We start from the raw sequence: 26,403 nt of genomic DNA on the forward strand, positions 1-26,403 counted from the left end.
CCAATCCCGCCCAGGCTGAGCTTGTCGAAGCCCATGCCGCCCCACCCAGGTCTTCAGGACGGCGCAGGCACCTCCCGTTATTCTCGGTAAGGCGCTCAGACGAGCCCCAGCTTCGCCAGTTCGCGCGCCAGCCTGGGCGGCATCGCGTCGCCGGCGCTCTCGCCTTCCTCCAGGTCGCGGGGGGCGTCCTCCTCGGTCAGGTAGCGCCAGCCCTGGTGGGCGCGCTTGGGCTTGGTCTGGACCGGGACCAGCACCGGTTCGAGCCGGATGTGCCAGCGCCCGTCCTCGCGCTGGTCGAAGCCGAGGATCGGCGAGCGGCCGATCAGCGCGTGCTCGAAGATCCAGTAGAGCGAGCCGCCCACCATCTCCTCGTGCCGCTTGGGCAGGTAGCGGGTGGTCATCAGCGCCGCGCCGGTCTCCGCGTGGCTTTCCAGCCATTGGCGCAGGCTGGCGGGGCTGTCGGCGGAATAGGCGATCTTGGTCATGTGCAGCGGCATCGCCGCCAAGATAGGGTGGCTCCGCCTAGCCCACCAGCCCGGAGAGCGTCGCCAGGCCCAGGAAGACGAGGAACCCCATCGAGTCCGTAGTCATCGTCACGAAGATGGAGGAGGCGATCGCCGGGTCCGCCTTCAGCCGCTCCAGCGTCAGCGGCACGAAGACGCCCGCGAGGCCGGCGATGACGATGTTGGTCATCATGGCGAGCGCGATCACGGCCCCGAGCACGAGGTTGCCGAAGATCACGCTGACCACCGCGCCGATCACCACCGCCACGGTGCCGCCGTTGAGCAGCGCGATGGACAGCTCGCGCCGCACCGCGCGCCAGGCGTTGCTGGCGGTGAGCTGGTTGGTGGCGAGCGCGCGCACGGTGACCGCCAGGGTCTGAGTGCCGGCATTGCCGCCGAGCCCGGCTACGATCGGCATCAGCGTGGCGAGCGCGACCATCTTCTGGATCGTGCCCTCGAACAGGGCGATCACGCTGGAGGCCAGCGTCGCGGTCAGCAGGTTGGCGATCAGCCAGCGCACGCGCGCCGAATAGGCCTCGCGGATCGGCTCGTTGATGTCGCCGTCGCCGGCGCCGGAGAGCAGCAGCGCGTCCTCGCCGGCCTCCTCCTGGATGATGTGGACGATGTCGTCGACGGTGATCTGGCCGATCAGCCGGCCGGAGGTGTCCACCACCGCGGCCGAGATCAGCGCGTACTTCTGGAAGCGCAGCGCGACTTCCTCCTGGTCCATGTCGGCCGGGATCAGCGTCTGGTCGCGCGCCATGACGTCGTAGAGCGGGATGTTGCGCGGGCAGCGCAGGATCCACGAAAGCGCGCAGGCCCCCACCGGGCGGTGCATCGGATCGACGCAGAACACCTCCCAGAACTCGGTCGGCAGCTCGCGGTGTTCGCGCAGGTAGTCGATGACGTCGCCCACCGTCATCGTCTCGGGCACCGCGACATAGTCGCGGCTCATCATGCGCCCGGCCGATTCCTCGGGGTAGGACAGCGCCGATTCGATCGCGGCGCGGTCTTCCGGCTCCATCTCGGCGAGGACCGCCTGCTGGTCCTCCTCATCGAGGTCCTCGAGCATGGCGACGGCGTCGTCGGTGTCGAGTTCGCCGGCGATCTCGGCGACGACGTCGGCGGGCAGCGCCTCCATCAGCGCCTCGCGCACCCAGTCGTTCAGCTCGGCGATGACCTCGACGCCCATGAGGTCGCGGATCGACCGGGCGAGGACCAGGCGTTCGCGCTCGTCCACCAGCTCGAACAGGTCGGCGATGTCGGCGGGGTGGAGCGGCTCGACGAGGTCGTAGACGCGGTCGGAGTCCTCGTCGTCGAGGGCCTCCTTCACGTTGCGCACGAACTCGGGCTTGAGGCGGTTGTCCTCGTCGAGGCTCCCCGACTCCGCCTCGCCGCGCGCGGCCTCGTCCGCTTCGCCGGGCAGGTCGTCCTTGAGGTCCGCGTCGCTCATGCTGGCGGTCTACGCGCTCGCTTCGCAATTGCAACCGGAGGAGAGCGTTTCTCCGCCTTCCGGCCGGGGCGAGCCGCGAACGACGAATAGTGACAAGCGCCTGCCAGCGCCTATATCGGGCGCCAAGCCAACCGGTGCGTGACCTGCGCCGGCAGAAGGAGACTGGCGATGGCTGACGAATTTCTCACCCTCACGCTCGACACCGGCAACGATCAGGGCGGCGACGTCAAGATCAAGCTGCGCCCCGACCTCGCGCCCGGCCATGTCGAGCGCATCAAGGAACTGGCGGGCGAAGGCTTCTACGACGGCGTCAAGTTCCACCGCGTGATCCCCGGCTTCATGGCGCAGGGCGGCTGCCCCAACGGCACCGGCATGGGCGGTTCGAGCAAGCCGGACCTGAAGGCCGAGTTCAACGCCGAGCCGCACGTGCGCGGCGTCTGCTCGATGGCGCGCACCAGCGCGCCGCATTCGGCCAACAGCCAGTTCTTCATCTGCTTCGACGATGCGACCTTCCTCGACAAGCAGTACACCGTCTGGGGCCAGGTGGTCGAAGGCATGGAGCACGTCGACGCGCTGCCCAAGGGCGAGCCGCCGCGCGAGCCGGGCAAGATCGTCAAGGCGACCGTCAGCGAAGGCTGATCTGCGCGCTTGAACGATGCGAGAGGGCGGTCCGCGAGGGCTGCCCTTTTTCGTATGGCCGTCCCTCGCGCCGTCCGCTGTTCCTGTTTCTCTCTCCTCCCGCTCGGCCTGAGCCTGTCGAAGGCCCCCGACATGCGGCGCGATCCATCCTTCGACAAGCTCAGGATGAGCGGGGTTCCCGGGGGATCATCACCATCCGCGGAACGGCGCAACATCCGCGGAGCCCAGGGCCGGGCGGCGGGAACTGGGTGGTTGTCGGCTCGACCCGCGCCGCAGGCTCGGCTAAAGCGCCACCATGGACCTCGAAATCGACATCGAAGAGCCCTGGCCCGCCGGCTTCGACTGGGCCGACCTGGCCGAGCGCGCCCTGGAGGCGCTGGCCGGGATCGCGCCGGAGCTCGACCATCCGCGCCTCGTCGCCAGCGTGCTGTTCACCAGCGATGCCGAAGTCCACGTCCTCAACCGCGAATGGCGCGCCAAGGACAAGCCGACGAACGTGCTCTCCTTCCCCATGCTGGAGCGCGACGACCTGCTCGGCCTCGCGCCCGCCGGGCCGCCCGAGATGCTCGGCGACCTGGCGCTCGCCTGCGAGACCTGCACGCGCGAGGCCGCGGAAAAAGGCGTGTCGGTGCGGGACCATGCCACCCACTTGATCGTCCACGGGCTCCTCCATCTCGCCGGCCACGACCACGAGACGTCCGAGGCCGAGGCCGAGGCGATGGAGGCGCTCGAAACAAAGGCACTTGCGATTCTCGGCATTCCCGACCCATATGGGGACCGTTCGTAGGCAACAGGGATCAGCACGCACGATGGCCGACAATGGCCGCCACACCGAGTCCGGCTCGGGAGAAGGGGACAGTAGCGGCACGCTTTGGCGTGTCTTCCGAAGGCTATTCCAATCCGACGCGGACCAGTCGCTGCGGGCCCAGCTCGAGGAAGTGATCAACGAGCACGAGGGGGACCGCGCCGAAGGCTCGGCCGCCAACGGCGATCTCTCGCCGATCGAGCGGCAGATGCTGCGCAACCTCCTGCACTTCAGCGAGCACGATGCCGACGACGTGGCGATCCCGCGCGGCGAGATCATCGCGATCCCGGCCTCTGCCAGCTGGGCCGAAGTGGTCGAAGCCTTCGCCGAACACGGCCATAGCCGCATGCCCGTCTATGGCGAGACGCTCGACGAGATCCGGGGCATGATCCACATCAAGGACGTCTTCCCGCTGCTCGCCCGCGGCGCTCCGCCGCCCGAGGACTGGACCCGGCTGATGCGCCAGCCGCTCTACGTGCCGCAGTCGCGCGGGGCGCTCGACGTCCTCGCCGACATGCGGGCCCAGCGCATCCACCTCGCGGTGGTGATCGACGAGTACACCGGCACCGACGGCATCATCACCATCGAGGACCTCGTCGAGGAGATCGTCGGCAACATCGAGGACGAGCACGACGACGCGCCCGAGGAATTGCTCGTTGCAATCGGCGACGGTATGTGGGACGCGGACGCCCGCGTGGAACTCGACGAAGTGGCGCGCCGCATCGACCCCCGGCTTGCCGAGGTGGAGGAATCGGTGGACACGCTGGGCGGGCTCGCCTTTGTCCTGGCCGGCCAGGTGCCGCAGGTCGGCACCGTGCTCGATCACGACAGCGGCTGGCGCATCGAGGTGACGGACGGCAACGAACGGCACGTCACGCGGCTCCGGCTGCTCCCGCCGGTGGAGGACTTGGACAGAGAGGCAGACTGAAGTCGCCACCGCGCCCGGTGCCGGCACAAGCGAGTGAAAAGACCCAGGAATTGCCAGTACGCCGACTTCCCCCCCTGCGTGCGCTCGAAGCCTTCGTGCGCGTGGTGCGCCTTGGCTCCGCCAAAGCCGCCGCCAACGAACTCGCACTCAGCCCCTCCGCGCTGTCGCGCCGCGTCGCCGCGCTGGAGGACTTCACCGGCAAGCGGCTGTTCACCCGCCAGCACCAGGCGATGAAGCTGACCGACGAGGGCCAGGCCTTCTACAACGCCATCGCCCCCAAGCTGGAGGAACTCGCCGAGGCCGTGGAGGCGCAGATCGACCGCGGCCAGGTGCTGCGCCTGCACCTGGGCGTGCCGTCGCTGTTCGGCGGCCAGCGGCTGTTCCCGCGCCTCCCCGAGCTGCGCAAGCTGCACCCGCGGCTGCACATCGACATCGACACCGGCGCCCATCTCGAGGACCGCGTGGGCGACACGCTGGATGCCGCCATCATCCTTGCCCGTGAGCCGGACCCGCAGTTCTACCGGGTCCAGCTCGACCACAACAAGGTCTATGCGATCGTCTCCAAGGAGCTGGCCGAGGAACTCGGGCCCGAGCCCGACGAGGCCAAGCTCTCGCGCCAGACCTTCCTCATCCACCAGGACCTTCCCGAGAGCGTCGACGCCTGGAAGAAGGCGATCGGCCTGCCGGATATCGATCCCGCCTCGGTCGACCGGTTCGATTCGGGCCAGCTGGTGCTGGAAGCGGCGGCGCAGGGGCTGGGCATCGCGATCATGCACGACGACCATTTCCGCCGAGCCCACGACAGCCGCCTCGCGCGGCTCTATGACATCGACGTCGAGAGCCCCTATCGCTACTGGTTCGTCTGTCGCCCCAAGTCCCTGGAATCGCGCCCGGTGCGCATCTTCCACGAGTGGTTGCTGCAAGCCGGGCTTTAGCCATCCGGCGGACGGGGCGCGCTCGCCGCGCGACGGCAAGCGACAGGGCGCATCGCTCTAGAGCCACCTTCCGAACCCGCTCAGCCTGAGCCTGTCGAAGGCCCAGCGGCGGGCGCGCGCTCCCATGCTGCGACAAGCTGAGCAAGCGAGCACCCCGCTTGACGCCAAAGAACGACCATGCCCGCGATTTCGTTTTCCGCTGCCGGCGGCTCGGTCTAGCTTGCACAGGTTCGGTCCATGCGACCTCAAGGGGGAAAATATGATGCGTTCCGTGCTTTTTACCGCCGCAGCGGGGCTGCTGGCCTGTGCGACACCCGCGCTGGCCGCCGAGCCAGCCCCGGCGGTCGTGGGCGACCCCGCCAGGCTAGAGGCGGCGCGGCAGACCGTCGACTTCGTCTTTCCCTCGGGGACTTACGCCCGGATCATGGGGGCGACGATGGACAAGATGATGGATGCGATCCTCGATTCCACCATGCAAATGCCGCTGAAGGACCTGGCGGGGGTGAGCGGGGTCGAGGCCGACACGATCGGCGAAGGCTCCCTGGCCGAGATCATGGAGATCTACGACCCCGCCTACAAGGAGCGGATGCGCGTTTCGACCCGTGTCATGATGGGCGAGATGGGCACGCTGATGACGAAGTTCGAGCCTGACATCCGCGATGGCCTGGCCAGCGCCTACGCCAAGCGCTTCGACACCGCGCAGCTCAGCGAACTCAACCGGTTCTTCGCGACGCCGACGGGGAGGGCCTACGCCGCCGATTCGTACATCGTCATGATGTCGCCCGAAGTGATGTCGAAGATGCAGACAATGATGCCGCAGATGATGCAGGCGATGCCCGCGATCGTCGAGAAGATGAAGCTCGCCACCGCCAAGCTGCCGGCGCCGCGCACGTACGCGGACCTCACGCAGGCGGAAAAGGTCAAGCTGGCGAAGATCCTCGGCATCTCGCCCGAAGAGCTCGAGAAGAAGGAGACGGCAAAGGCCGCTGCGGCGGCAGAGGGGCAATAGCGTCCGGGGCGCGCATACGGGCCCGGAGACGGGATCGCAGGCTTGCGATGCACCCGCGCTCTCGGCAAGGGGAGGGATGCGCATCGCTCTCTTCGAACCCGAGATCGCCGGCAACGTCGGCGCCGTCCTGCGTCTCGGCGCCTGCATGGGCGCGGCGGTGGACCTCATCGAGCCGATGGGGTTCGCCTGGGACGACAAGCGCGTCCGGCGCACGGCAATGGACTACATCGACCACGTCACCGTCGTGCGCCACGCCGGCTTCGAGGCCTTCCGCAGCACGATCGGCGGGCGCCGGCTGGTGCTGTTCACCACCAAGAGCAGCCAGTCGGCCTATGCCTTCGCCTTTGCGCCGGACGACGTCCTGCTCTTCGGCAAGGAAAGCGCCGGGGTGCCGGCCGTGGTGGCTGAAGCGAGCGACGCCCGGCTGCGGATTCCCATGCGACCCGAGGTCCGCTCGATGAACCTGGCGACCACGGCGGCGCTGGCGCTGGGCGAGGCCCTGCGCCAGACGGCCAGCCTGCCTGGCTGATCGCGCCTCGCGGGCCGCGGCTCGCCGCTTAAGGCTCGCCTACTCCGCCTTGCCTTCGTAGGCCTCGACGATCCGACCCACGATCGGGTGGCGCACCACGTCCGCCGCGGTGAAGCGGGTGACCGCGATGCCCTCCACGCCCTCCAGCCGGCCGACGGCGTCGGCCAGGCCGCTCATGCGCTCGCCGCCCGGGATGTCGATCTGCCGCGGGTCGCCGCAGATGACCATGCGGCTGTTCTGGCCGAAGCGGGTCAGGAACATCTTCATCTGCTCGCGCGTGGTGTTCTGCGCCTCGTCGAGGATGACGAAGGCATCGGCCAGCGTGCGGCCGCGCATGAAGGCGATCGGCGCAATCTCGATCTCACCGTTGGCGAGGCGGCGCTCCACCTGTTCGGGCGGCATGCAGTCGTACAGCGCGTCGTAGAGCGGGCGCAGGTAGGGATCGACCTTGTCCTTCATGTCGCCCGGCAGGAAGCCCAGCTTCTCGCCCGCCTCGACGGCCGGACGCGAGAGGATCAGGCGCTGGACCGATCCGGTCATCAGCTGGCTGACCGCCTGCGCCACCGCGACGTAGGTCTTGCCGGTGCCGGCCGGGCCGAGCGCGAAGATCACGTCGGACCTGGCCAGCGCCTGCATGTACTCGATCTGCGTGGCCGAGCGCGGCACGATGGTCTTGCGGCGCGTGCGGATCATGATCGGCGGGGCGCCGGCATCGCCGCTGATGATGCCTTCGAGCGTGGGCTCCGAGCTCATGGCGATCAGCGACTCGATGGCCCCCGCATCCAGGTCCTGGCCCATCTCGAGCCGGTGGTACATGCCCTTGAGCGTGTCGCGGGCGCGGGCCACGGAATCGTCCGGCCCCTCGATCTGGATCTTGTTCCCGCGCGCCGCGATGTAGACGCCGAGGCGGTTCTCGACCTGGACCAGATTGGCGTCGAACTGCCCGAACAGGGCCCCGAGCAGCACGGGCTCGTCGAACTCGATCTCGACGCGCGCCCGACGATGGGCCTCGGGGCGGAACTGCGCCGGATCAACGGCACGGGCTGCTTTGCGGGCCATGCGCTCCTTTCATGCGAGAAGGAATCTCGTCCTGCCTTGAAGATGGCTCCGGGCGGCGCACCACACAAGGGCATGGGCGCAAGATTCCGCTCGTTTCACCGGGGATAAACCCGCGGCTCGGCGTGGGAATGGGGAGGGGGCGGAAACTGTCGCGGGCGCGCGACACTTATGTCCCTTCGCTGCACGCTGCATTCCCGGGTCGTTCAGGAGGCGGTGTGCAGTTTCATACAGAGGCCGGGAAAGACGGCCCCCGAAGAAAAGGAGAAATGTCGATGCGCAAGTTCCTCACCGTCGCGATCGCCGCGAGTGTCGCCCTGCCGACGCTGGCGGTTCCGATCGCTGCCTCGGCGCAGAGTGCCCGCGAAGTGCGCGAAAGCGCACGCGACGTGCGCCGGGACCAGCGCGACCTGCGCGATGCGCAGCGCCACGGCAATCGCGGCGACGTGCGCGACGCGCGCCGCGACCTGGCCGACTCTCGCCGTGAGCTCAACGACGACTGGCGCGACTACCGCCGCAGCCACCGAGACGTCTATCGTCGCCCCGCCTATGTCGGTCCGCGCGGCTACGCCTATCGGCCGGTGACGGCAGGCCACCGCTTCCAGCCCGCCTACTATGGCGACCGCTACTGGGTGCGGGACTATAGCCGCTACCGCCTTCCCGCGCCCCGCGCCGGCCATCGCTGGGTCCGCTACGGCAACGACGTGGTCATGGTGAATGCCCGCAACGGCCGGGTGGTGACGGTGTACAACGGCTTCTTCTGGTAAGACCACGGCCCCTCGGAAAGCCGGCGCGCAGTCCCCCGCTGCGCGCCGGCTCTCCATGCCGGCAAGCCGCCGCCAGCCAGTCGCGCGGCGCTTCGTCGGCCCCCTCGGGCCCGGCCATCTCCAAGCGTCCGTTAGCGACGAGAGTCATGTCTCGGCATGCCCCATGAACGGGCGCGCACCATGCGATCCGGCGACGGGAATGGCACTGCGTACCCCGGAGGCAGAGCGCCACAAGTTGATGGTATAGCAGCGCTGGGAGCAGACGCGCTCGGGGACCGTCCTTCCGACGATCCCCGCGCGTTCTCAATGCTTTGAGAGTAGATGGTGCCCAGAAGAGGACTCGAACCTCCACGCCCTTACGAGCGCCGCCACCTGAAGACGGTGCGTCTACCAATTCCGCCATCTGGGCACACATGCGAGGCGCCGAAGTGCCGCCCCGCTGGGTAGGAGGGCGCCTCTACGCAGCCGTCAGGGGCTTGTCAACAGGGGCTTTGCAACAATTTGACGGAGAGGCCGTCGAACCCCAGGCGGCGGCCGCTGGCGAGGCGAGGCGAGGGCCACGGGCGAGGGCTACGGGCCAGGGGCTACGGGCCGGCTTGCCCCTGCCTCGGGCTTGTGGCAGGGGCAGGGCGCATGTGCTGCAGCGCGGAACGGTCCTTCCGCGCGGCGACTTGAGGACAGAACCTGACCATGAGCCCCAGCCCGGCCGCGAGCCACCCTCCCATCGATTCCCTCTACGGCAAGATCGTCACCGTGCTTGGCGGCAGCGGCTTCGTCGGGCGCCATCTTGCGCAGGAGCTGCTGGGGCGCGGCGCCCGGGTGCGCATCGCCAGCCGCCAGCCGCGCAAGGCGTTCTCGATCCGGCCGCTCGGCAACCTGGGCCAAGTCCAGTTCGTCTCGGTCGACGTGACGCGCCCCGATGCGCTCGCGCGCGTCCTGGCAGGGTCCGACGCCGTGGTGAACCTCGTCGGCGCCTTTGCCGGCAACCTCGACGCGCTGCAGGGCAAGGGCGCCGGGGCGATCGCCGCCGCGGCCCGGAGCGCCGGTGTCGCCGCCTTCGTGCACGTCTCCGCGATCGGCGCCGACGCTGGCTCCGAGGTCGCGTACGCGCGCTCCAAGGCCGTGGGCGAGGAGGCGGTCCGCGCCGCCTTCCCCGAGGCCACGATCGTGCGACCGGCGCTGATGTTCGGGCCGGACGACCGCTTCATCACGATGTTCGCCGAACTCGTCGCGCGGCTGCCGGCGCTGCCGGTGTTCGCGCCGCAGGCGAAGCTGCAGCCCGTGTTCGTCGACGACGTGGCGGACGCGATCGGCAAGGCGCTCACCGATCCCGCCGCGCACGGCGGCAAGACTTACGAGCTGGCCGGGCCCGAGGTCATCACCATGCTCGAACTCAACCGGCGCATCGCCGAGGCGCAGTGCCGCTCGCGCAGCTTCGCCGAACTGCCCGACTCGGTTTCCGGACTGATCGCCAGTGCCACCGGCTGGCTGCCCGGGGCGCCGATCAGCAGCGACCAGTTCAAGCTGCTGAAGGCCGGGAGCGTCGCCACCGGAACCCTTCCGGGGTTCGCGGAACTGGGGGTCACGCCGCGCCCCCTGGGGCTCTTCCTCGATCGCTGGATGGTCCGTTTCCGCAAGCACGGCCGCTTCGGAACCAAGCACGCCGCCTGACGGCGCCGCCTGATTGCCCGATCGCTCCGGCGCGGCGCGGTCGCAGCGTCAGGAGGGAACCGCCGGGCTGGCGGGCAGCACGAAGGTGACGACCCGCGCCGGCGCGTGGGCATCGTTGCGCCAGCCGTGGACGACGCCGCGGCAGACGCCCGAATCGCCGGCGCGCAGCACCACCTCGTCCGCCTCGAGGACCAGCACGACCTCCCCGGCCACGACGTGGAAGTGGTCCGTGGTATCGGTGAAGTGCAGCCCCGGATCCTCGCGGCCGAGGCCGGGGGCGTAGTCGGCGACCATGAATGCGTAGCGCGGCTCGGCCAGCTGCTCGAAGCGGAACGGCCCCGTGGAGGCGGCGAGCGGCGCGGCGCTGTCGACCCGAGCCTCGCAGGCGCCCGACCAGACCTGGGCGATGGCGATGTTCCCCAGCGCGAGCGCGTCTACGGCATCGTCGGACACCACGCAGCTGCGCCCGTCCTGCCCGAGGCCCGCCACCACCCGGCGGTACTGTGCTTGAGCCATCCCCTTCCTCCCCCTTTGTGCGCGCGGCGCCGCACAGGAACCGCGTGCCCCGGCGGCGCATTGTCTCGTGCGAGGGCGGCGTGTGCGCCGCTCCAGGAGAGGAGTATCCCGTGACCCGCCCCCCGATGCAATCGACAGACGACGAAAACGCCTGGGCGACCGCCTCCGGCACGATCCGCCGCGGCATGAAGGTCCTCGACCCGGCCGGCGTGTGCCTGGGCACGGTGGACCGGGTGGAGGGCGAGGAGATTCTGCTCGAAGGCCCATCGGGCGGCTTCATCGCGGTCTCGCAGGTCGACGGGGTGACCGGCGAGGCCGTGCTGCTCTCGTTCCGGGGCGACGCGACGTTCGGCCTCGGCGCCGAGCCCTGAAGCACCGCGCGCGGCGTCCACGAGCCGTGGCACGGGCGGGACGAGCGACGGAACGCCAGCCCTAAGAGAGCCGTTCTTCAGGACGTATCCCCCCGGATTTTTGGAGAAGCACAATGTTCGAGAAGCTGCGCATCCGCGAGCACATGGAAGTGACCACCAGCACCGGCCAGCACGTCGGCACCGTCGATCATGTGAAGGACGACCAGATCCAGCTCACCCGCACCGACAGTTCCGACGGCGCGCACCACTACGTGGCGCTCGAGAATGTCGAGAAGATCGACGACAACCGCGTGTACCTGAAGCAGGGCACCCCGATTCCGATGGGCGTCGGCGCGAACTGACCTTTCCCTGTTAGCGGAGCAGGCGCCTGCGCGGACCTGCTCCCGCGAGCCCCGGCCCCCTTTTGCGGGGAGGCCGGGGCTTTTCGCATGCGCCTTGCGGCATCCCTGCCGCGATGCCTCCGTGGTTGTGATACACCATGGCCAGCATCTCTTCCCATTCCGAAACGCGCCTGTTAGTCGAGACGGCCAGACCAGGCAGCTCGGGAGAAGTGCGTGCTCGCGAAATTGAGGAAGATGGCGTTGCACCTGGCGCTGGTGATGGCGCCGCTGTCGTTGTCGCTATCCGCGTGCAATCGTCCTGCCCAGCCGATCGACGAGCAGACCGTCGCCAATCCCGACGAGTGGCCGAGCTGGGGCCGCACCGGCACCGAGACGCACTATTCGCCGCTGGACGAGATCGACGCCGGCAACGTCGACGTGCTCAAGCTCGCCTGGCACTTCGACCTCGAGCCCGGGTACAGCCCCTCGACGCCGCTGATGGCCGAGGGCAAGGTCTTCTTCACCACCGGGCACTCGCATATTCGCGCGCTGGACGCGGTGACGGGAAAGCTGCTGTGGGAGTACGATGGCGGCACGCGCGAGCGCGCCACCTCGGCGCTGCAGATGTCGTGGGGCAGCAAGGGCATCGCCTATGACGCGGGGCACGTCTTCCTCGTCACCACCGACGGCTACGTCGTCTCGCTCGACGCGAAGACGGGCAAGGAGGCCTGGAAGACCTACGACTACCCCGACGCCTCGCCGCGCAACTCCAACGGCCCGCCGCGGGTGTTCGGCGGCAAGGTGATCGTCGGCTTCGGCGGGGCCGACATCAGCCCGGCGCGGGGCTTCGTCACCGCCTACGACGCGCGCACCGGCCAGCGCGCCTGGCGCTTCTACACCACCCCGGGCGACGAGGTGGAGCCGGTGAACCGCAAGGCCGAGGAGGTCATGCGCAAGACCTGGCCGGGCGGCTGGAAGAAGCCGGACGGCAGCCGGCGCGGCGGCGGCGGCACCGCCTGGAACGCGTTCAGCTACGACGCCGAGCTGCACCTGGTCTACCTGGGCGTGGGCAACGGCTTCCCCTACAACCAGCAGCTGCGCAGCCCGGACGGGGGCGACAACCTGTTCCTGTCCTCGATCGTCGCGGTCGATGTCGATACCGGCGCATACAAGTGGCACTACCAGCTCTGCCCGGCCGAGCAGTGGGACTGCACCGCCACCGCCGACATGACGCTGGCCACGCTGGAGATCGACGGCAAGGAGCGCAAGGTGCTGATGCAGGCGCCGAAGAACGGCTTCTTCTACGTCATCGACCGGAGCAACGGCCAGTTCATCTCGGCCGAGAAGATCGCCAAGGTGAGCTGGGCCGAGCGGATCGACCGCAAGACCGGGCGGCCGGTGGAGAACCCCGGCATCCGGTACAACGGAAAGCCCGGCATGTTCGAAATGTGGCCCGGGCCGACGGGCGCCCACTCGTGGATGCCGCAGGCCTACAGTCCGCAGACGGGGCTGGTCTACGTTCCGGTGATGGACATGGGCGCGCTCATCGGGGACGCTCCGAAGGGCGGCGGCGGTGGCGGCGAGATCGCCGCGGGCATGGGGGTGACGCTGATCCCGGAAGTCGAGCTGCCGGGCGGGCACCGCAGCTACCTCAAGGCGTGGAACCCGGTGACCCAGAGCGAGGCCTGGCGCGTCGACCTGCCCGGATCATGGCCGGGCGGCGTGATGGCATCGGGCGGCGGGCTCGTGTGGCAGGGGCAGATCGACGGCAAGTTCGTCGCCCGCGACGCGCGCACGGGCAAGGAACTGTGGTCGTTCAAGACCGAGAGCCCGATTGTCGGCGCGCCGATCACCTACCGCGTCAACGGCCGCCAGTACGTGACCGTCATCACCGGCAGCGGCGGGCAGGGCGCAGGGATGCAGTCGCTCGGAAACGCCGCATACCGCACCGACTACCGGCTCCCCCGTCGGGTGCTGACCTTCGCGCTCGACGGCAAGGACACCATCCCGCCCTTTACGCTGCCGGCGCTGGTGCCGCCGGAAGACCCCGGCTTCCAGCCGGACCTCGCCCGCGCGCAGGCCGGCGCCATGCTGTTCGGCACGCGTTCGTGCATCGTGTGCCACGGCTGGAACGCGGTGGGCGGCGGCGCGGCGCCGGACCTGCGCTACTCGCCCACGATCACCGATGCGGCGACCTTCCGCACGATCGTCAAGGAAGGCGGGCTCAAGCTCAACGGCATGCCGCCATTCCCGCAGTTCACCGACGAGGACCTGGAGACCTTGCGCTTCTACTTGCGCTCGCGCGCGCAGGCCGCGCCGGGCGAGCAGAAGGCGCTGCTGGAGAAGGCCAAGGCGGCCAGGGTCAGCAACGCCAAGCCGCAGGACTTCGCGGGGCGCTGGAACATCACCATCCAGTCGCCGGTGGGCCCGCAGAAGGCGGTGATGGACCTCAAGGTGGTCGGCTCCGTCGTCACCGGCATCGTCACCGCGGAGCAAGGCAAGGTCGACGTCGCCGGCGCCGTCAAGGACGGCCGGGCGAAGTTCGAGGGCAAGGCTTCCATGCCCATGCCGATCACCATCAAGTACGACGTGACGGTGCGCGACGGGCAGCTGGTGGGGGACAATGCCAACGGGCCCTTCGGCACCTTCCCGGTCACGGGCGTGCGTCCCTGACACTTGGCCCGACCTCTGGGCCCGACCTCCGGGCCCGACCTCTTGGCCTGACCTCTCGGCCTGACTCGCCTGAGCAACGCGCCGGCCGCCGGGGCCGGCGCCGCGCTCAGGCGGCCTGCCTGGCTGCCGCCTCCCGCTCCTGGCGCTGGCTCTGGCGCAGCGCGGCGTAGCCTGCCACGGCGGCCGAGCCGAGCAGCGACAGCGCGTCTTCGGCGAAGGCGACCGGGCGGTCGCGGCCCAGCGCCCGGGCGAGCGTCATGCGCACGCGGTAGCTGATGTAGCCGCCCGCGAGCGCCCCGGCGGCGCCGACGCCGGCGGCCAGCCAGGCCCGTCCCGGCCGGGCGGCCGCGGCGCCCGACAGCGCCCCGCCCACCGCGCGCGCGGCCAGGCCGGCCGGCGCGATGCGGGCCGGGATGCCCGGCTGCTTGTCCATCATGTACTCGCCCAGGGCCGCAGCGCCCAGCAGCGCGCCGGTCCACTTCGAGTTCAGCAGGGCAAGCGGCGTTCCCTCCAGCCCGAGGCCGCTGCCGGCGGCGGCGATCGTCACGGCCGCCGGCGGCGTGAAGGTGCGCTGCCCATTGGCGAGGCCAAGCAGCAGCGGCACCGAGACGTCCTCGAGCGTGACCGCCTCGGCCGGCGCGCTCTCCTTCCGGGCGAGCCGCTCGCGCAGGACCTTGCGCACCTGCTCGGTCACAAAGCCGAAGACGAGGTGCGAGGCGTAGCCGTAGAGATGCGTGCGCAGCGTATAGCGCCAGGGCGGCCGCGCCAGGCCGGTGAGCGGAACCGCGAGCTGGTCCACCAGCGTCGCCGCGGTGAGACCGAGCGCGAAGCCCTGCCACCGCGTGACGCCGGGCCGCACCTCGGCCAGCGCCCCGTAGAGCGAGCCCGTGAGCGTGCCGACCACGTAATGCACCGCCGTCCCGCCCGCCTGGCGGTCGCCGTCACCGAGCCGGGCGCCGCTGGCCAGTACCGAAACGCGCTGCGCCGCCACTTCCGTGGCCGGCGGGCCGCCCGCGCCGGTCGGCTGGAACAGCGGCGTGACGAGCGTCTGGAAGCCGTTCATCACCGCAGAGGCGGCGAAACCCGCCAGCGCGCCGGCCGCGGCGCCCTGGCTCAGGTCGACCGCGACGTCGACGGTACGGGCGGGCTCGGCAAGGGGACGACCGGCAGCAAGGGGCTCGGGCTCGGGCATGGCAGGATCCTCAGGTGGGCGGAAGGGATTCGCCTCACCTGACGAACGAAGCCGGTCCCGGGTTCCCGGTGCGCGGCTCAGGAACTACCCAAGCGCGCCGTTTATGCGCCGGGTCGCAGTCGGTCAGTCCTGGCCGACGGCACCGAGTTCCGGTGGACGCGTGAGGAAGCAGTCGCATGACAGCCTGATCTCCGCGCCACCCGTACCAGCTCCGCCGCAACGCGGGGGCAGCACGAGAGAACGAGGTCGAGGCGACTGCGCTTCAACCGGAGTGCCGCCAGAGCCCGTCCAAGGTAGATAGCAGCCCTCGATCAGGCATCGAACGACCCATGGTGAGGCGGCCCAGCGCCGACCTCGAACACAAGCTCGAATCTCGGAAAGGCTCAACTGCGCTCATGAGATCAGGTCGTTACCTGGTTTCGGACGCGCTCGCCTGTGAGCCCAGCGCGGTCAAAAGGCTGCCCCGTCCTGCTTGCGGCCAACCGTGGAGATGTTAGGCTACGGTCATGGTAGCTGGCGCCATCGCAACCATTGCTCATCTGCTCGTCGGCAGCGCAGCGATAGAAGGCCCTTCTCCAAAAAAGTGCGTCAAAATCAGTGATGAGCGATTAGACACAAAGCTTCGGCCAGTATCGATCTTGTCGTGTGATTACGATGAGGGGCAACTTGCCCGACGCTTGCTGTCGATGTTTGCATTGCCTGAGGCCGAGTTAGGTATCGATGCGGTTGAGCGCGTATTTTCGCTGACGCAACTCGCAACGTTATACGATCATTCGCGCTCAGCAGATTATATCGTGCAGCTGAAGGGTCGGGACGGGCAATGGGAGGCTCAAATTGCGTTCAGTGAACAATTCTTTCCCCTCGACGCATCGCGTCGGCCACGTTTCCGGGCGGGTACCCGGCCAACACTATCAAACCCCCGCATACGCGGTGAGATGACCTTTCGCCTGACTTTGCTGTCGAGACTGCGCCCGAACCAAAGCCACCTCTGCGTACTCAAGATGGATGACGTCGTTAGCTTTGCACGGCGCAATCACTGGCGTGCGGAAACAGTCATTCAGCTTCCAATGGATGGGGTGGCCAGCCCGACAACCGATTTACGCCGTGCGCGGTCGAGCGCAGGGGGCAATGTCGACCAGAGTGGCTGCGTCACAGAGCTCACTTTGCGCAAGTCAGCAGATCGCGGGGCAAACTGAACGACATTCCAGCGCTATGTCCGCTGCAAGGGATGCCGTCAGGCACATTTACGCTTGTGGCGGGGACCGCAATCACACAAGCAGGTTACCCTGCTGGAAGGGCGGCGGCGGCAGAGCCGTCTCATCCACCTGCGCGACCGGTCCCATCATCGGGCCGAGCCCGAGTTCGCGCACGAATGCCTCGGGGCCCTGGGCCCAGCTGTCGGGGTGCAGGACCCAGCGCTCGCACGCCTTCAGCGCGCCCGCGAACCCGCGCTCCAGGGCGTCGGGCTCCTGCGCGTACGCAGTCGAGGGGAGGCCGAGCGCGGCCGCGGAAAGGAGCAGGAGAAGGCGCATCGCACGGACCTATCGCACGAAGGCCGGCGGCGTTCATCCGAAAACGAAAGCGGCCTTCCGGTTGCCCGGAAGGCCGCACTCGGTGAACTCGGGAGTCCGCCTTACTGGCAGGCCCCCTTACTGGCAGGCCCCCTTACTGGCAGGCCCCTTTACTGGCAGGCCAGGCACTCGTCGTAGTCGGTGGTGCTCGCCGCCAGTTCGAACTTGGGCAGCTCGCTGGTGTTGTCCGCTTCCACGCCGCCGGCGAAGCCGGCGCGCTGCACCGACTTGGAGCGCAGGTAGTAGAGCGACTTGATGCCCTTCTCCCAGGCCTGGAAGTGCAGCATCATCAGGTCCCACTTGTCGACGTCGGCCGGGATGAACAGGTTCAGCGACTGCGCCTGGTCGATGTAGGGAGTGCGATCGGCCGCGAACTCGAGCAGCCAGCGCTGGTCGATCTCGAAGCTGGTCTTGTAGACGGCCTTCTCCTCGGGCGAGAGGAAGTCGAGATGCTGGACCGAGCCGCCCTGCTCGAGGATGGAGTTCCACACGTTCGTGGAATCCTTCGACTTCGCCGCCAGCAGCTTCTGCAGGTACGGGTTCTTCACCACGAACGAGCCCGAGAGCGTCTTGTGGGTGTAGATGTTCGCCGGGATCGGCTCGATGCACGCGGAGGTGCCGCCGCAGATGATCGAGATCGACGCGGTGGGCGCGATCGCCATCTTGCAGCTGAAGCGCTCCATCACGCCCTGGTCGGCCGCGTCGAGGCACGGCCCGCGCTCCTTGGCGAGCAGCATCGAGGCTTCGTTGGCGCGGGCGTTGATGTGCTGGAACATCTGCAGGTTGAGCGCCTTGGCCATCGCGCTCTCGAAGGCGATGCCCTTCTTCTGCAGGTAGGAGTGATAGCCCATCACGCCCATGCCGACCGACCGCTCGCGCTCCGCCGAGTAGCGGGCGCGGGCCATCTCGTCGGGCGCGCGGTCGATGTAGTCCTGCAGCACGTTGTCGAGGAAGCGCAGCACGTCCTCGATGAAGCGCTTGTCGCCCTTCCACTCCTCCCAGGTCTCCAGGTTGAGCGAGGAGAGGCAGCACACCGCCGTGCGGTCGTTGCCGAGGTGGTCGCGGCCGGTGGGCAGCGTGATCTCGGAGCACAGGTTCGAGGTGGAGACCTTGAGGCCGAGGTCGCGGTGATGCTTGGGCATCATGCGGTTCACGGTGTCGGAGAACACCAGGTAGGGTTCACCGGTGGCGAGGCGCACTTCGACCAGCTTCTGGAACAGCGAGCGGGCGTGGACCTTGCCGCGCACCGAGCCGTCCTTGGGGCTGCGCAGGGCGAAGTCGGTGCCGTCGCGCACGGCTTCCATGAACTCGTCGGTCAAGAGCACGCCGTGGTGCAGGTTCAGCGCCTTGCGGTTGAAGTCGCCGGAGGTCTTGCGGATCTCCAGGAACTCCTCGATCTCGGGGTGCGAGACGTCGAGGTAGCAGGCGGCCGAGCCGCGGCGCAGCGAGCCCTGCGAGATCGCCAGCGTCAGCGAATCCATCACGCGCACGAAGGGGATGATGCCGCTGGTCTTGCCGTTCAGGCCGACCGGCTCGCCGATGCCGCGCACGTTGCCCCAGTAGGTGCCGATGCCGCCCCCGCGCGAGGCGAGCCAGACGTTCTCGTTCCAGGTGGCGACGATGCCCTCGAGGCTGTCCTCCACCGAGTTGAGGTAGCACGAGATCGGCAGGCCGCGCCCGGTGCCGCCGTTCGACAGCACCGGCGTGGCGGGCATGAACCACAGGCGCGAGATGTAGTCGTAGAGGCGCTGGGCGTGCTCCTGGTCGTCCGCATAGGCGTCGGCCACGCGGGCGAAGAGATCCTGGTACTTCTCGCCAGGGAGGAGGTAGCGGTCGTCCAGCGTCTCCTTGCCGAAATCGGTCAGCAGGGCATCGCGCGCGGGATCGAGGGCGATCGCGAAGCGGCGATCGTGGATGGTGCGCGAATCGCTCTGCTTCTTCGCGGCGGGCGCCCCAGCCGCGGCCGCGGCGGGCGTTCCGGTCTCCAGGGCACCTGCCGGGCCTTCGCCCGTCGCCTTCGCTGCGGCGGGGGCGGGGCCGCGCACGCTGCCGTGGGCAGCGAGCAGCGCCTCCATGTCGACCTGCGCCGAACCTTCGTAGCCCGCATCGGGATCAGACACCTGACTCTCGCTTCCGTTCCTGAAATCCAATGGATGCCCCTGTGTCTTCGAATCTGTCATCGGAACGCCACCGGGGCGTCCCACGCTGCTGTCGCGGACCGGCAGGCGGACAGAACGGACCGATCGTCCATCCCACCGCCACGGAAACGAAAACGGGTATTCCCTGCCAGACCGTCGGCGCGCCCTTGCGACAAGCCCGTTCCAACCCCGGGCATCCTGCCCTGCAACCAGGGTCCGCACCCCTGCATGGCATCCCTAGGTGTTGAGGCCAGACGACCGGCGCGACACAACCTATTGTGCCCTTTCCGCCGCCAGGTTCAAGAGGGGCGGCGCAATCCATGTCGGTCCAAGGCGGACCCGCGGGGCACCGGACGCCCCCCGCGACGCGTGGAGTTTCCGTTGCCTTTCAGCATGGCAAGACCCCGGACCCGGCCTTGAGGCGCTAAATTTTTCCACATGAATCACCGGCGAGGCGAATCGCTCGTGCGACGAACGGTGTCATGCTGCCGTCGTCAACCGCGCTCGCATGTCCCCGCGGACGAACCGTCATCGATACGACCGGTCAGCCGTGCTAACCGCATGCAACCGCGGCGCTGTTCGCGTCTTATAGCGCTCGGTTGCGACGCGCCTTCGCGCGCAAGGGGAGTTTCGCCAGTCATGCTCAACATCATCGGCGCCATCATCAGCGGCCTCATCATCGGCGTCCTCGCCCGGTTCTTCTATCCGGGCGCGGTGCATATGAACTGGATCGCCACGATCCTGCTCGGCATCGGCGGCTCGCTGGTGGCGGGGCTCGTCACCAGCCGGGGCAGCCGCGATTTCAGCCGCGCCGGCTGCCTCGCCTCGGTGATCGGCGCCATCGTGCTGATCTTCCTCGGCCGGGTGCTCGGCATCGGCTGAGCAGGCGGGGCGCCGGAGCCCCGGCTAGGGGACCAGGACGGTGTCCAGCGGGGCGGCGTCGGTGCCGGGATAGTCTAGCGTGTAGTGCAGCCCGCGGCTTTCGTGCCGCTTGAGCGCCGACTGCACGATCAGCTCCGCGCTCTGCAGCAGGTTGCGCAGCTCGATCAGGTCGGTCGAGACGCGGAAGTGGCGATAGTATTCCTCGATCTCGCCGTTGAGCATCTGGATGCGGTGCATGGCCCGCTCCAGCCGCTTGGTGGTGCGCACGATGCCGACGTAGTTCCACATGAAGCGCCGGATCTCGGTCCAGTTCTGCTTGATGACGACTTCCTCGTCCGAATCGGTGACGCGGCTCTCGTCCCAGGGTCGGACCGGCGGCGGCGCCTCGAAGCTGTCCCACCGCGCAAGGATGTCGGCCGCGGCGGCCTCGCCGAAGACGAAGCATTCGAGCAGCGAGTTGGAGGCCAGCCGGTTGGCGCCATGCAGGCCGCTCTCGGTGCATTCCCCGGCGGCGTAGAGCCCCGGCAAGTCGGTGCGCCCGTCGAGGTCGATGAGCACGCCGCCGCAGGTGTAGTGCTGCGCGGGCACGACCGGGATCGGCTCGCGCGTCATGTCGATGCCGAGGCCGAGCAGCTTCTCGTGGATGTTCGGGAAATGCGCGCGCACGAACTCGGCCGGCTGGTGGCTGATGTCGAGGTGGACGCAGTCGAGGCCGAAGCGCTTGATCTCGGAGTCGATCGCCCTTGCCACGATGTCGCGAGGCGCCAGTTCCAGCCGCTCGGGATCGTAGAAGGTCATGAAGCGCTTGCCGGTGCGCGGGTTGATGAGGTGCCCGCCTTCGCCGCGAACCGCCTCGGTGATGAGGAAGTTCTTGACCTCCAGGTTGTAGAGGCAGGTGGGGTGGAACTGCATCATCTCCATGTTGGAGACGCGGGCGCCGGCGCGCCAGGCCATGGCGATGCCGTCACCGGTGGCACCGCGGGGCGCCGTGCTGAACTGGTAGACGCGGCCCGCCCCGCCGGTCGCCAGCACCGTGGCGCGCGCGGTGAACGCCTCCACGTGCCCGCTCTCCTCGTCCAGCGCATAGACGCCCCAGACCCGCCCCGAGCCCGAGTAGCGCTGCTCGTGCCGTCCGGTGATGAGGTCGATGCAGGAGCGGCCGGGCAGCAGTGTGATGTTGGGATGGGCCTCGGCCGCCTGCAGCAGCGCCTGCTGCACGGCCCAGCCGGTGGCGTCGTTGACGTGGACGATGCGCCGGTGCGAGTGCCCGCCCTCGCGCGTCAGATGGGGCATGCTGCCGTCCATGTTGAACGGCACGCCCAGCCCCATCAGCCGCTCGATGGCATGGGGCGCGCGTTCGATCACGAACTCGACGGTCTCGCGCCGGTTGAGCCCGGCCCCGGCCACCATGGTGTCGCGCACGTGCTCCTCGAAGGTGTCCCCGGCATCGAGCACCGCGGCGATGCCCCCCTGCGCCCAGGCGGTCGAGCCGCCGGTGAGGCTGCCCTTGGCGAGAACCGCGACCTGGAGCTTCTCCGCCAGAGCGAGGGCCGCGGTCAGTCCCGCCGCGCCGGAACCGATGACGAGCGCATCGAAGACACGCGGCGAGTGGGTGGGCGTCTGCATGACGCCTCCTAGCCCTGCCGGCCGAACCACCGCAACTGTTTGCGTGGTGCGCCTGTTTGCGTGGTACGCCGCGGACGATGTTGCAGTGCCGCAGAAATCCGCCTATTACAGTTAAAAGGATGACAAGAGTCGTAACTTGACGAGTTTATATCCTTGATATCAGCAAAGATTGGTTTACCCGACTGCCGCATTCCAACGAAAGGTTGATTCCGTGGCGATCTCAATCCCGTTATGCTTCGCCAATAGGCATGAACCTGTCCGACGGGAAGTGAAATGGGACGGTTTCGGCTACGTCGGAAATTGCCGTCATTGCGGAAAGCCAATTCGTCGCAAGAAAAAGAGCGTCTGGAAGTTCGAGCAGGGGGTCGGTGCTGCCAAGTAGGTGAAGTTACTTAGTCCGCGAGGTAGCTATCGCGTTCCCCAATAGGGGCGGCCTGCGCGAGAAGACTTCGAGGCTGCTCATGGCTCGCCTCGCACCATTGCAGATGGCAACTGCATTGCTTGGTAAATGACGTGCTGCGCCGCCTGGGCGCTCACCCCGCCTGGGCGCTCACCCCGCCTGGGTGGTCAGCGTCACGAAGACATCCTCCAGGTCGGCCTCGCGGGTCGTGACATCGACGATGGCGAAGCCCTGCGCCTGCAGCGCCGACATGATCTCCCCGGCGTTGCTGCGATCCTTGTCGTAGGTGATCTCGAGCACGCGCTCGCCCCGGCTCTCGCACTTCACGAACCCGGGATGGCTGGGCAGTTCGGTGACATCGCGGTCGAGCGTCAGGACGATGATCTTCTCGCGCGCCATGCCGACCAGTTCGCGCGTCGGCTTGTTGGCGATCAACTCGCCGTGGTTGATGATGGCAATGCGGTCGCACAGCTCCTCGGCCTCCTCGAGGTAGTGCGTGGTCAGCACGATGGTCGCGCCTTCGCGGTTGAGCTCGGTGACGAGCTCCCACAGCTGGCGCCGCAGCTCCACGTCGACGCCGGCGGTCGGCTCGTCCAGCACCAACACCGGCGGCTGATGGACCAGCGCCTTGGCGATCAGCAGCCGCCGCTTCATGCCGCCCGACAGGGTCCGGGCATAGGCGTCGCGCTTGTCGGCCAGGTGCACCGCGCGCAGCAATGCCTCCGAGCGGCGCAGTGTCTTGGCAATGCCGTAGAGCCCGGCCTGGATCTCCAGCACCTCGAAGGGGGTGAAGAAGGGATCGAACACGATCTCCTGCGGGACGATGCCGATCGAGCGCTTGGCGTTGCGGCTGTCGCGGTCGATGTCGAAGCCCCAGATCTCGGCCGTGCCCGAGGTCTTCATCACCATGCCCGCGAGAATGTTGATGAGCGTGGACTTGCCCGCGCCGTTGGGGCCCAGCAAGCCGAAGATCCCGCCCTCGGGAACGTCGAACGAGACGCCCTTCAGCGCCAGCTTGCCCTCCCCGCTCCCGGCCGGGGCGTAGCGCTTCACGAGGTCACGGATGGCGATGGCGGGGCTGGGCGTGCTCATGGCCGTGCATGTGCGCCATGATCGCTCCGGCGTAAAGACCGCAGACCTCGCGTTGACGGGACCCGCTCGTGCCGATATGATCCACAATATATCATTATCGGCTGGACTTAGCGGCCGTAACTACGGGAGAGCATCCATGGCCACTGCCGCACCCGCGGTCGAGAAGGACTACTTCACCGACCACTCGGTCCTCCTCGATCCCTACGACTACTTCGAGCAGATCCGCGTCCACGGTCCGGTCTACCAGATGCAGAGCCGCGACGTGCTGGTGGTGACCGGCTTCGCGGAGGCGGTGGAGGTGCTGCTCAACAAGCGCGACTTCTCTTCGTGGCTGAACCCCGACCCGCTGGTGCGGCTGCCCTTCGCGGTGGAGGGCGACGACATCTCCGCGCTGCTCGAAGCGCATCCCAGCGGCGAGATGGAGCTGATGGTCTCCTACGACGGCGACAAGCATGCCGCCGCGCGCTCGCTGCTCAACCCGCTGTTCACCCCCTCGCGCCTCAAGGCGAACGAGGCCTTCATGCGCAGCTACGCCGACGCCATGGTGCGCGATGTGGTGGCCGCCGGCGGCTGCGAGCTGGTGAACAAGGTTGCCACGCCGTTCGTCACGATGGTGATCGCCGACCTGCTCGGCGTCCCGGCGGACGACCGCGAGGCCTTCCGCCAGCTCATCGATTCGGCGCCCCCGCCGGGCAACATGGACACGCCCGAGGGCCAGAGCGTTCATCCGCTGATGGTCATGGCCGGCTACTTCGCCCGCTACATCGCCGAGCGGCGGGCCCAGCCGCAGGATGACGTGATGACCGAGATGGCGGCGGCTCTCTATCCCGACGGCTCGACGCCGGACGCGATGGAGGTGGTGAAGTCGGCGATGTTCCTCTTCGCCGCCGGGCAGGACACCAGCGCCAAGCTCATCGGCAACGCGCTGCGCCGCCTGTGCGAGGACCAGGACCTGCAGCAGTCGCTGCGCGAGGACCGCAAGCTGATCGGGCCGTTCCTGGAGGAAGTGCTGCGCATCGAGGGATCGACCAAGGCCACCTTCCGCATCGCCGCACGCACCACCCGGATCGGCGACATGGAGGTGCCCGCCGGCAAGCGCGTCGTCGTCTCGCTCTCGGCTGCCAACCGTGACCCGCGCCGCTGGGACGATCCCAACAGCTTCCGCATCGGCCGGCCCAAGATCAAGGAGCACGTCGCCTTCGGGCGCGGGGCCCACACCTGCGCCGGCGCGCCGCTCGCCCGCGCCGAGGTGGCGGTGATCCTAGACCGCTTCCTCGAGCATACCAGCGCGATCACGCTCGACGAGGCCCACCACGGCCCGGCGGGTGATCGCACCATCGCCTACGAGCCGAGCTTCATCATCCGCGGGCTGGCCGAACTGCACGTCAACTTCGCGCCCGCCCTGCATGCTTCGACAAGCTCAGCATGAGCGAAGCGGGTGATCCGGACCGCTCAGGGCGCACCCGCTCTGCCAGTCCCGCTCGGCCTGAGCTTGTCGAAGGCCCCGGGGCGGGCGCCGCCTCCCGTTCCCACCAGATCCAATCCCACCGCGCCTCCCCGCTGGAAATCGTGCGTGCGGCCTGCTAGGGGCACGGCTCATGACGAACCCGCCCGAAACCGTTCTCACCGAATCCCACCGCGTCTTCTGCGACGGGGCCACCGACATCAGCGCCGGCGCCGTGCTCGGCCATCCGCGCGTGTGGCTCGAGATCGACGAGAAGGGCTATGTCGAGTGCGGCTACTGCGACCGCCGTTTCGTGCTGAAGGGCGGCCCGGCGGATCAGGCCACCGGCCAGCAGGCCGCCTGATCCGGCCTTTCGCGCGCGGGTGATGCCTCCTATATCGGGGGCATGACCATGACCGACCCGCGCTCGCTGCTCTACGCCCAGCTCTCGCCCGAGGAGGCGCAGGCGCTCGCCGCCGAGACGCTGAAGGCGTGCGAGGACGGCGAGCTGTTCATGCAGTTCGTCGCCAGCGAGGCGTTCGGTTTCGACGATGGCCGGCTCAAGACCGCGGACTATTCGCGCGATGCCGGCTTCGGCCTGCGCGGCGTCTCGGGCGAGATGACCGGCTTTGCCCATGCCAACGAGATTTCCGCCGCTGCCATCCGCCGCGCCGGCGAGACGCTGAGGCTGCTCGACCCCGCCACCGGCGCGCGCGCCGCGCCGCCGGCGCGGACCAATGCCCGGCTCTACACCGACGCCTCGCCGCTCGACCTCGTGCCCTTCGCGCAGAAGGTACGCCTGCTCGAGACGATCGACGCCGCGGCCCGGGCGCGCGATCCGCGCGTGGCGCAGGTCAGCGCCAGCCTCTCGGGCTCGTGGTCGGTGGTGGAGATCGTGCGGCCCGACGGCTACGTCGCCACCGACGTGCGCCCGCTGGTGCGCCTCAACGTCTCGATCGTGGCGGAAAGCAACGGCCGGCGCGAGACCGGCTCGTTCGGGCTGGGCGGCCGCTTCCTCTACGACGACCTGTTCAAGCCGGAGAACTGGAACGAGGCGATCGACAGCGCGCTCGCCACGGCGCTGGTGAACCTCGAAAGCATCGACGCGCCGGCGGGCGAGTTCCCGGTGCTGCTGGCCCCGGGCTGGCCCGGCGTGATCCTGCACGAGGCCATCGGCCACGGCCTGGAGGGCGACTTCAACCGCAAGGGCACCTCCGCCTTCTCGGGCCGCATCGGCGAGCGGGTGGCGGCGCCCGGCGTCACCATTGTCGACGACGGCTCGATCCCGGGCCGGCGCGGCTCGCTCACCATCGACGACGAGGGCACCCCCACGCGCGAGACGGTGCTGATCGAGGATGGCGTGCTCAAGGGCTACATGCAGGATCGCCTCAACGCGCGCCTGATGGGCGTGGAGCCGACCGGCAACGGCCGGCGCGAGAACTACGCCCACGCCCCGCAGGTGCGCATGACCAACACCTTCATGAAGGCCGGCCGGGACGACCCGGCCGAACTGCTCGCCGGCATGAAGAAGGGCATCTTTGCGAAGAACTTTGGCGGCGGCCAGGTGGACATCGTCTCGGGCAAGTTCGTGTTCTCCTGCACCGAGGCCTACATGGTCGAGGACGGCCAGCTGGGCGCACCGATCAAGGGGGCCACGCTGATCGGCGACGGGCCTTCGGTGCTGACCAGGGTCAAGGGCATCGGCAACGACCTGGAGCTCGATCGCGGGGTCGGCGTGTGCGGCAAGGGCGGCCAGAGCGTGCCCGCCGGCGTCGGCCAGCCGACCTTGCTGATCGAGGGGCTGACGGTCGGCGGGACAGCCTGAAGTCGCGGAAACCCGGGCGTGCAGTCAGCACGGGTTCAGATGAATCGTGGCATACGCG

The 26,403-nt window shown here is 68.6% G+C and carries 25 protein-coding genes and 1 tRNA gene; 16 read left to right on the forward strand and 10 right to left on the reverse strand.

Going from position 1 to position 26,403, the window contains the following annotated elements:
• Positions 1 to 95: 95 nt before the first annotated feature.
• Entirely contained in the window at positions 96 to 497 is a 402-nt protein-coding gene (locus ACFFJC_RS15170) for a DUF1489 family protein (RefSeq protein WP_379488422.1), read from the reverse strand.
• A gap of 25 nt (positions 498 to 522) precedes the next feature.
• Positions 523 to 1,956: a magnesium transporter gene (mgtE, locus tag ACFFJC_RS15175; RefSeq protein WP_379488326.1), complete on the reverse strand. Its 1,434-nt coding sequence runs from the start codon at positions 1,954 to 1,956 to the stop codon at positions 523 to 525.
• A gap of 168 nt (positions 1,957 to 2,124) precedes the next feature.
• On the opposite strand from mgtE, the gene ACFFJC_RS15180 reads away from it, so the two are divergent.
• From ACFFJC_RS15180 to ACFFJC_RS15205, 6 genes are all read left to right on the forward strand, one after another.
• Complete coding sequence (locus tag ACFFJC_RS15180; RefSeq protein WP_379488327.1) at positions 2,125 to 2,595, forward strand: peptidylprolyl isomerase; 471 nt, start codon at positions 2,125 to 2,127, stop codon at positions 2,593 to 2,595.
• A gap of 295 nt (positions 2,596 to 2,890) precedes the next feature.
• Positions 2,891 to 3,382 carry an rRNA maturation RNase YbeY gene (ybeY, locus tag ACFFJC_RS15185; RefSeq protein ID WP_379488328.1) on the forward strand — a complete coding sequence of 164 codons (492 nt, stop codon included), beginning with the start codon at positions 2,891 to 2,893 and terminating at the stop codon, positions 3,380 to 3,382.
• Between the two features lie 22 nt (positions 3,383 to 3,404).
• Complete coding sequence (locus ACFFJC_RS15190; protein ID WP_379488329.1) at positions 3,405 to 4,328, forward strand: hemolysin family protein; 924 nt, start codon at positions 3,405 to 3,407, stop codon at positions 4,326 to 4,328.
• 50 nt (positions 4,329 to 4,378) lie between these two features.
• On the forward strand, positions 4,379 to 5,263 hold the full coding sequence (locus ACFFJC_RS15195) for a LysR substrate-binding domain-containing protein (protein ID WP_379488330.1): 885 nt from the start codon (positions 4,379 to 4,381) through the stop codon (positions 5,261 to 5,263).
• A gap of 262 nt (positions 5,264 to 5,525) precedes the next feature.
• On the forward strand, positions 5,526 to 6,272 hold the full coding sequence (locus ACFFJC_RS15200; protein ID WP_379488331.1) for a DUF2059 domain-containing protein: 747 nt from the start codon (positions 5,526 to 5,528) through the stop codon (positions 6,270 to 6,272).
• A 76-nt stretch (positions 6,273 to 6,348) separates the two neighbouring features.
• Positions 6,349 to 6,801, forward strand: coding sequence for a tRNA (cytidine(34)-2'-O)-methyltransferase (locus tag ACFFJC_RS15205; RefSeq protein ID WP_379488332.1), 453 nt, complete (start codon positions 6,349 to 6,351; stop codon positions 6,799 to 6,801).
• 39 nt (positions 6,802 to 6,840) lie between these two features.
• On the opposite strand, the gene ACFFJC_RS15210 is transcribed toward ACFFJC_RS15205, so the two are convergent.
• Positions 6,841 to 7,860: a PhoH family protein gene (locus ACFFJC_RS15210; RefSeq protein WP_379488333.1), complete on the reverse strand. Its 1,020-nt coding sequence runs from the start codon at positions 7,858 to 7,860 to the stop codon at positions 6,841 to 6,843.
• 272 nt (positions 7,861 to 8,132) lie between these two features.
• On the opposite strand from ACFFJC_RS15210, the gene ACFFJC_RS15215 reads away from it, so the two are divergent.
• Complete coding sequence (locus ACFFJC_RS15215; RefSeq protein WP_379488334.1) at positions 8,133 to 8,624, forward strand: RcnB family protein; 492 nt, start codon at positions 8,133 to 8,135, stop codon at positions 8,622 to 8,624.
• Positions 8,625 to 8,946: 322 nt separating this feature from the next.
• Here the strand turns inward: ACFFJC_RS15215 and ACFFJC_RS15220 are convergent.
• Positions 8,947 to 9,033, reverse strand: a tRNA-Leu gene (locus tag ACFFJC_RS15220).
• Between the two features lie 281 nt (positions 9,034 to 9,314).
• Between ACFFJC_RS15220 and ACFFJC_RS15225 the strand changes: the two genes are divergently transcribed.
• A complete protein-coding gene (locus tag ACFFJC_RS15225) occupies positions 9,315 to 10,295 on the forward strand; it encodes a complex I NDUFA9 subunit family protein (protein WP_379488335.1) in 981 nt (326 codons plus the stop codon).
• A 48-nt stretch (positions 10,296 to 10,343) separates the two neighbouring features.
• Here the strand turns inward: ACFFJC_RS15225 and ACFFJC_RS15230 are convergent, their stop codons facing one another.
• Positions 10,344 to 10,811: a cupin domain-containing protein gene (locus ACFFJC_RS15230; protein WP_379488336.1), complete on the reverse strand. Its 468-nt coding sequence runs from the start codon at positions 10,809 to 10,811 to the stop codon at positions 10,344 to 10,346.
• A 110-nt stretch (positions 10,812 to 10,921) separates the two neighbouring features.
• Here ACFFJC_RS15230 and ACFFJC_RS15235 point away from each other — a divergent pair, with 110 nt between their 5' ends.
• From ACFFJC_RS15235 to ACFFJC_RS15245, 3 genes are all read left to right on the forward strand, one after another.
• Entirely contained in the window at positions 10,922 to 11,182 is a 261-nt protein-coding gene (locus tag ACFFJC_RS15235; protein ID WP_379488337.1) for a DUF2171 domain-containing protein, read from the forward strand.
• 113 nt (positions 11,183 to 11,295) lie between these two features.
• Entirely contained in the window at positions 11,296 to 11,523 is a 228-nt protein-coding gene (locus ACFFJC_RS15240) for a DUF2171 domain-containing protein (protein WP_379488338.1), read from the forward strand.
• Between the two features lie 234 nt (positions 11,524 to 11,757).
• On the forward strand, positions 11,758 to 14,175 hold the full coding sequence (locus tag ACFFJC_RS15245; RefSeq protein WP_379488339.1) for a PQQ-dependent dehydrogenase, methanol/ethanol family: 2,418 nt from the start codon (positions 11,758 to 11,760) through the stop codon (positions 14,173 to 14,175).
• Between the two features lie 106 nt (positions 14,176 to 14,281).
• Here ACFFJC_RS15245 and ACFFJC_RS15250 read toward each other — a convergent pair whose 3' ends face one another.
• Positions 14,282 to 15,367: a DUF1440 domain-containing protein gene (locus tag ACFFJC_RS15250; protein WP_379488340.1), complete on the reverse strand. Its 1,086-nt coding sequence runs from the start codon at positions 15,365 to 15,367 to the stop codon at positions 14,282 to 14,284.
• 506 nt (positions 15,368 to 15,873) lie between these two features.
• Between ACFFJC_RS15250 and ACFFJC_RS15255 the strand changes: the two genes are divergently transcribed.
• On the forward strand, positions 15,874 to 16,563 hold the full coding sequence (locus ACFFJC_RS15255) for a hypothetical protein (RefSeq protein WP_379488341.1): 690 nt from the start codon (positions 15,874 to 15,876) through the stop codon (positions 16,561 to 16,563).
• A 72-nt stretch (positions 16,564 to 16,635) separates the two neighbouring features.
• Here ACFFJC_RS15255 and ACFFJC_RS15260 read toward each other — a convergent pair whose 3' ends face one another.
• Together ACFFJC_RS15260 and ACFFJC_RS15265 are read right to left on the reverse strand one after the other, a co-directional pair.
• Positions 16,636 to 16,899, reverse strand: a complete 264-nt coding sequence (locus tag ACFFJC_RS15260; protein ID WP_379488342.1) for a hypothetical protein — start codon at positions 16,897 to 16,899, stop codon at positions 16,636 to 16,638.
• Between the two features lie 149 nt (positions 16,900 to 17,048).
• Complete coding sequence (locus tag ACFFJC_RS15265) at positions 17,049 to 19,088, reverse strand: ribonucleoside-diphosphate reductase subunit alpha (RefSeq protein WP_379488343.1); 2,040 nt, start codon at positions 19,086 to 19,088, stop codon at positions 17,049 to 17,051.
• 627 nt (positions 19,089 to 19,715) lie between these two features.
• Between ACFFJC_RS15265 and ACFFJC_RS15270 the strand changes: the two genes are divergently transcribed.
• A complete protein-coding gene (locus tag ACFFJC_RS15270; RefSeq protein ID WP_379488344.1) occupies positions 19,716 to 19,958 on the forward strand; it encodes a GlsB/YeaQ/YmgE family stress response membrane protein in 243 nt (80 codons plus the stop codon).
• Between the two features lie 24 nt (positions 19,959 to 19,982).
• On the opposite strand, the gene nadB is transcribed toward ACFFJC_RS15270, so the two are convergent.
• Positions 19,983 to 21,584 (reverse strand): L-aspartate oxidase, encoded by a 1,602-nt coding sequence (gene nadB / locus ACFFJC_RS15275; protein WP_379488345.1) that lies wholly within the window; start codon positions 21,582 to 21,584, stop codon positions 19,983 to 19,985.
• Positions 21,585 to 22,134: 550 nt separating this feature from the next.
• A complete protein-coding gene (locus tag ACFFJC_RS15280) occupies positions 22,135 to 23,076 on the reverse strand; it encodes an ABC transporter ATP-binding protein (RefSeq protein WP_379488346.1) in 942 nt (313 codons plus the stop codon).
• A 136-nt stretch (positions 23,077 to 23,212) separates the two neighbouring features.
• Here ACFFJC_RS15280 and ACFFJC_RS15285 point away from each other — a divergent pair, with 136 nt between their 5' ends.
• The 3 genes from ACFFJC_RS15285 (at position 23,213) to tldD (ending at position 26,345) form a co-directional block, all read left to right on the forward strand.
• Complete coding sequence (locus ACFFJC_RS15285; protein ID WP_379488347.1) at positions 23,213 to 24,505, forward strand: cytochrome P450; 1,293 nt, start codon at positions 23,213 to 23,215, stop codon at positions 24,503 to 24,505.
• A 169-nt stretch (positions 24,506 to 24,674) separates the two neighbouring features.
• Positions 24,675 to 24,884, forward strand: coding sequence for a zinc-finger domain-containing protein (locus tag ACFFJC_RS15290; protein WP_379488348.1), 210 nt, complete (start codon positions 24,675 to 24,677; stop codon positions 24,882 to 24,884).
• 42 nt (positions 24,885 to 24,926) lie between these two features.
• Positions 24,927 to 26,345, forward strand: coding sequence for a metalloprotease TldD (gene tldD / locus ACFFJC_RS15295; protein WP_379488349.1), 1,419 nt, complete (start codon positions 24,927 to 24,929; stop codon positions 26,343 to 26,345).
• Positions 26,346 to 26,403 lie beyond the last annotated feature (58 nt).

This window comes from Novosphingobium soli (genome assembly GCF_042432915.1).
Lineage (GTDB): Bacteria > Pseudomonadota > Alphaproteobacteria > Sphingomonadales > Sphingomonadaceae > Novosphingobium > Novosphingobium soli.

Bases quoted from the DNA above. Each gene is read 5' to 3' on its own strand.
- ACFFJC_RS15250 (WP_379488340.1), bottom strand. From the start codon at position 15,367: ATGCCCGAGCCCGAGCCCCTTGCTGCCGGTCGTCCCCTTGCCGAGCCC.
- mgtE (WP_379488326.1), bottom strand. From the start codon at position 1,956: ATGAGCGACGCGGACCTCAAGGACGACCTGCCCGGCGAAGCGGACGAG.
- ACFFJC_RS15225 (WP_379488335.1), top strand. From the start codon at position 9,315: ATGAGCCCCAGCCCGGCCGCGAGCCACCCTCCCATCGATTCCCTCTAC.
- ACFFJC_RS15200 (WP_379488331.1), top strand. From the start codon at position 5,526: ATGCGTTCCGTGCTTTTTACCGCCGCAGCGGGGCTGCTGGCCTGTGCG.
- ACFFJC_RS15270 (WP_379488344.1), top strand. From the start codon at position 19,716: ATGCTCAACATCATCGGCGCCATCATCAGCGGCCTCATCATCGGCGTC.
- ACFFJC_RS15240 (WP_379488338.1), top strand. From the start codon at position 11,296: ATGTTCGAGAAGCTGCGCATCCGCGAGCACATGGAAGTGACCACCAGC.
- ACFFJC_RS15280 (WP_379488346.1), bottom strand. From the start codon at position 23,076: ATGAGCACGCCCAGCCCCGCCATCGCCATCCGTGACCTCGTGAAGCGC.
- ybeY (WP_379488328.1), top strand. From the start codon at position 2,891: ATGGACCTCGAAATCGACATCGAAGAGCCCTGGCCCGCCGGCTTCGAC.
- ACFFJC_RS15255 (WP_379488341.1), top strand. From the start codon at position 15,874: ATGGTAGCTGGCGCCATCGCAACCATTGCTCATCTGCTCGTCGGCAGC.
- ACFFJC_RS15210 (WP_379488333.1), bottom strand. From the start codon at position 7,860: ATGGCCCGCAAAGCAGCCCGTGCCGTTGATCCGGCGCAGTTCCGCCCC.
- nadB (WP_379488345.1), bottom strand. From the start codon at position 21,584: ATGCAGACGCCCACCCACTCGCCGCGTGTCTTCGATGCGCTCGTCATC.
- ACFFJC_RS15260 (WP_379488342.1), bottom strand. From the start codon at position 16,899: ATGCGCCTTCTCCTGCTCCTTTCCGCGGCCGCGCTCGGCCTCCCCTCG.
- ACFFJC_RS15180 (WP_379488327.1), top strand. From the start codon at position 2,125: ATGGCTGACGAATTTCTCACCCTCACGCTCGACACCGGCAACGATCAG.
- ACFFJC_RS15290 (WP_379488348.1), top strand. From the start codon at position 24,675: ATGACGAACCCGCCCGAAACCGTTCTCACCGAATCCCACCGCGTCTTC.
- ACFFJC_RS15170 (WP_379488422.1), bottom strand. From the start codon at position 497: ATGCCGCTGCACATGACCAAGATCGCCTATTCCGCCGACAGCCCCGCC.
- ACFFJC_RS15215 (WP_379488334.1), top strand. From the start codon at position 8,133: ATGCGCAAGTTCCTCACCGTCGCGATCGCCGCGAGTGTCGCCCTGCCG.
- ACFFJC_RS15285 (WP_379488347.1), top strand. From the start codon at position 23,213: ATGGCCACTGCCGCACCCGCGGTCGAGAAGGACTACTTCACCGACCAC.
- ACFFJC_RS15190 (WP_379488329.1), top strand. From the start codon at position 3,405: ATGGCCGACAATGGCCGCCACACCGAGTCCGGCTCGGGAGAAGGGGAC.
- ACFFJC_RS15230 (WP_379488336.1), bottom strand. From the start codon at position 10,811: ATGGCTCAAGCACAGTACCGCCGGGTGGTGGCGGGCCTCGGGCAGGAC.
- ACFFJC_RS15205 (WP_379488332.1), top strand. From the start codon at position 6,349: ATGCGCATCGCTCTCTTCGAACCCGAGATCGCCGGCAACGTCGGCGCC.
- ACFFJC_RS15245 (WP_379488339.1), top strand. From the start codon at position 11,758: ATGGCGTTGCACCTGGCGCTGGTGATGGCGCCGCTGTCGTTGTCGCTA.
- tldD (WP_379488349.1), top strand. From the start codon at position 24,927: ATGACCATGACCGACCCGCGCTCGCTGCTCTACGCCCAGCTCTCGCCC.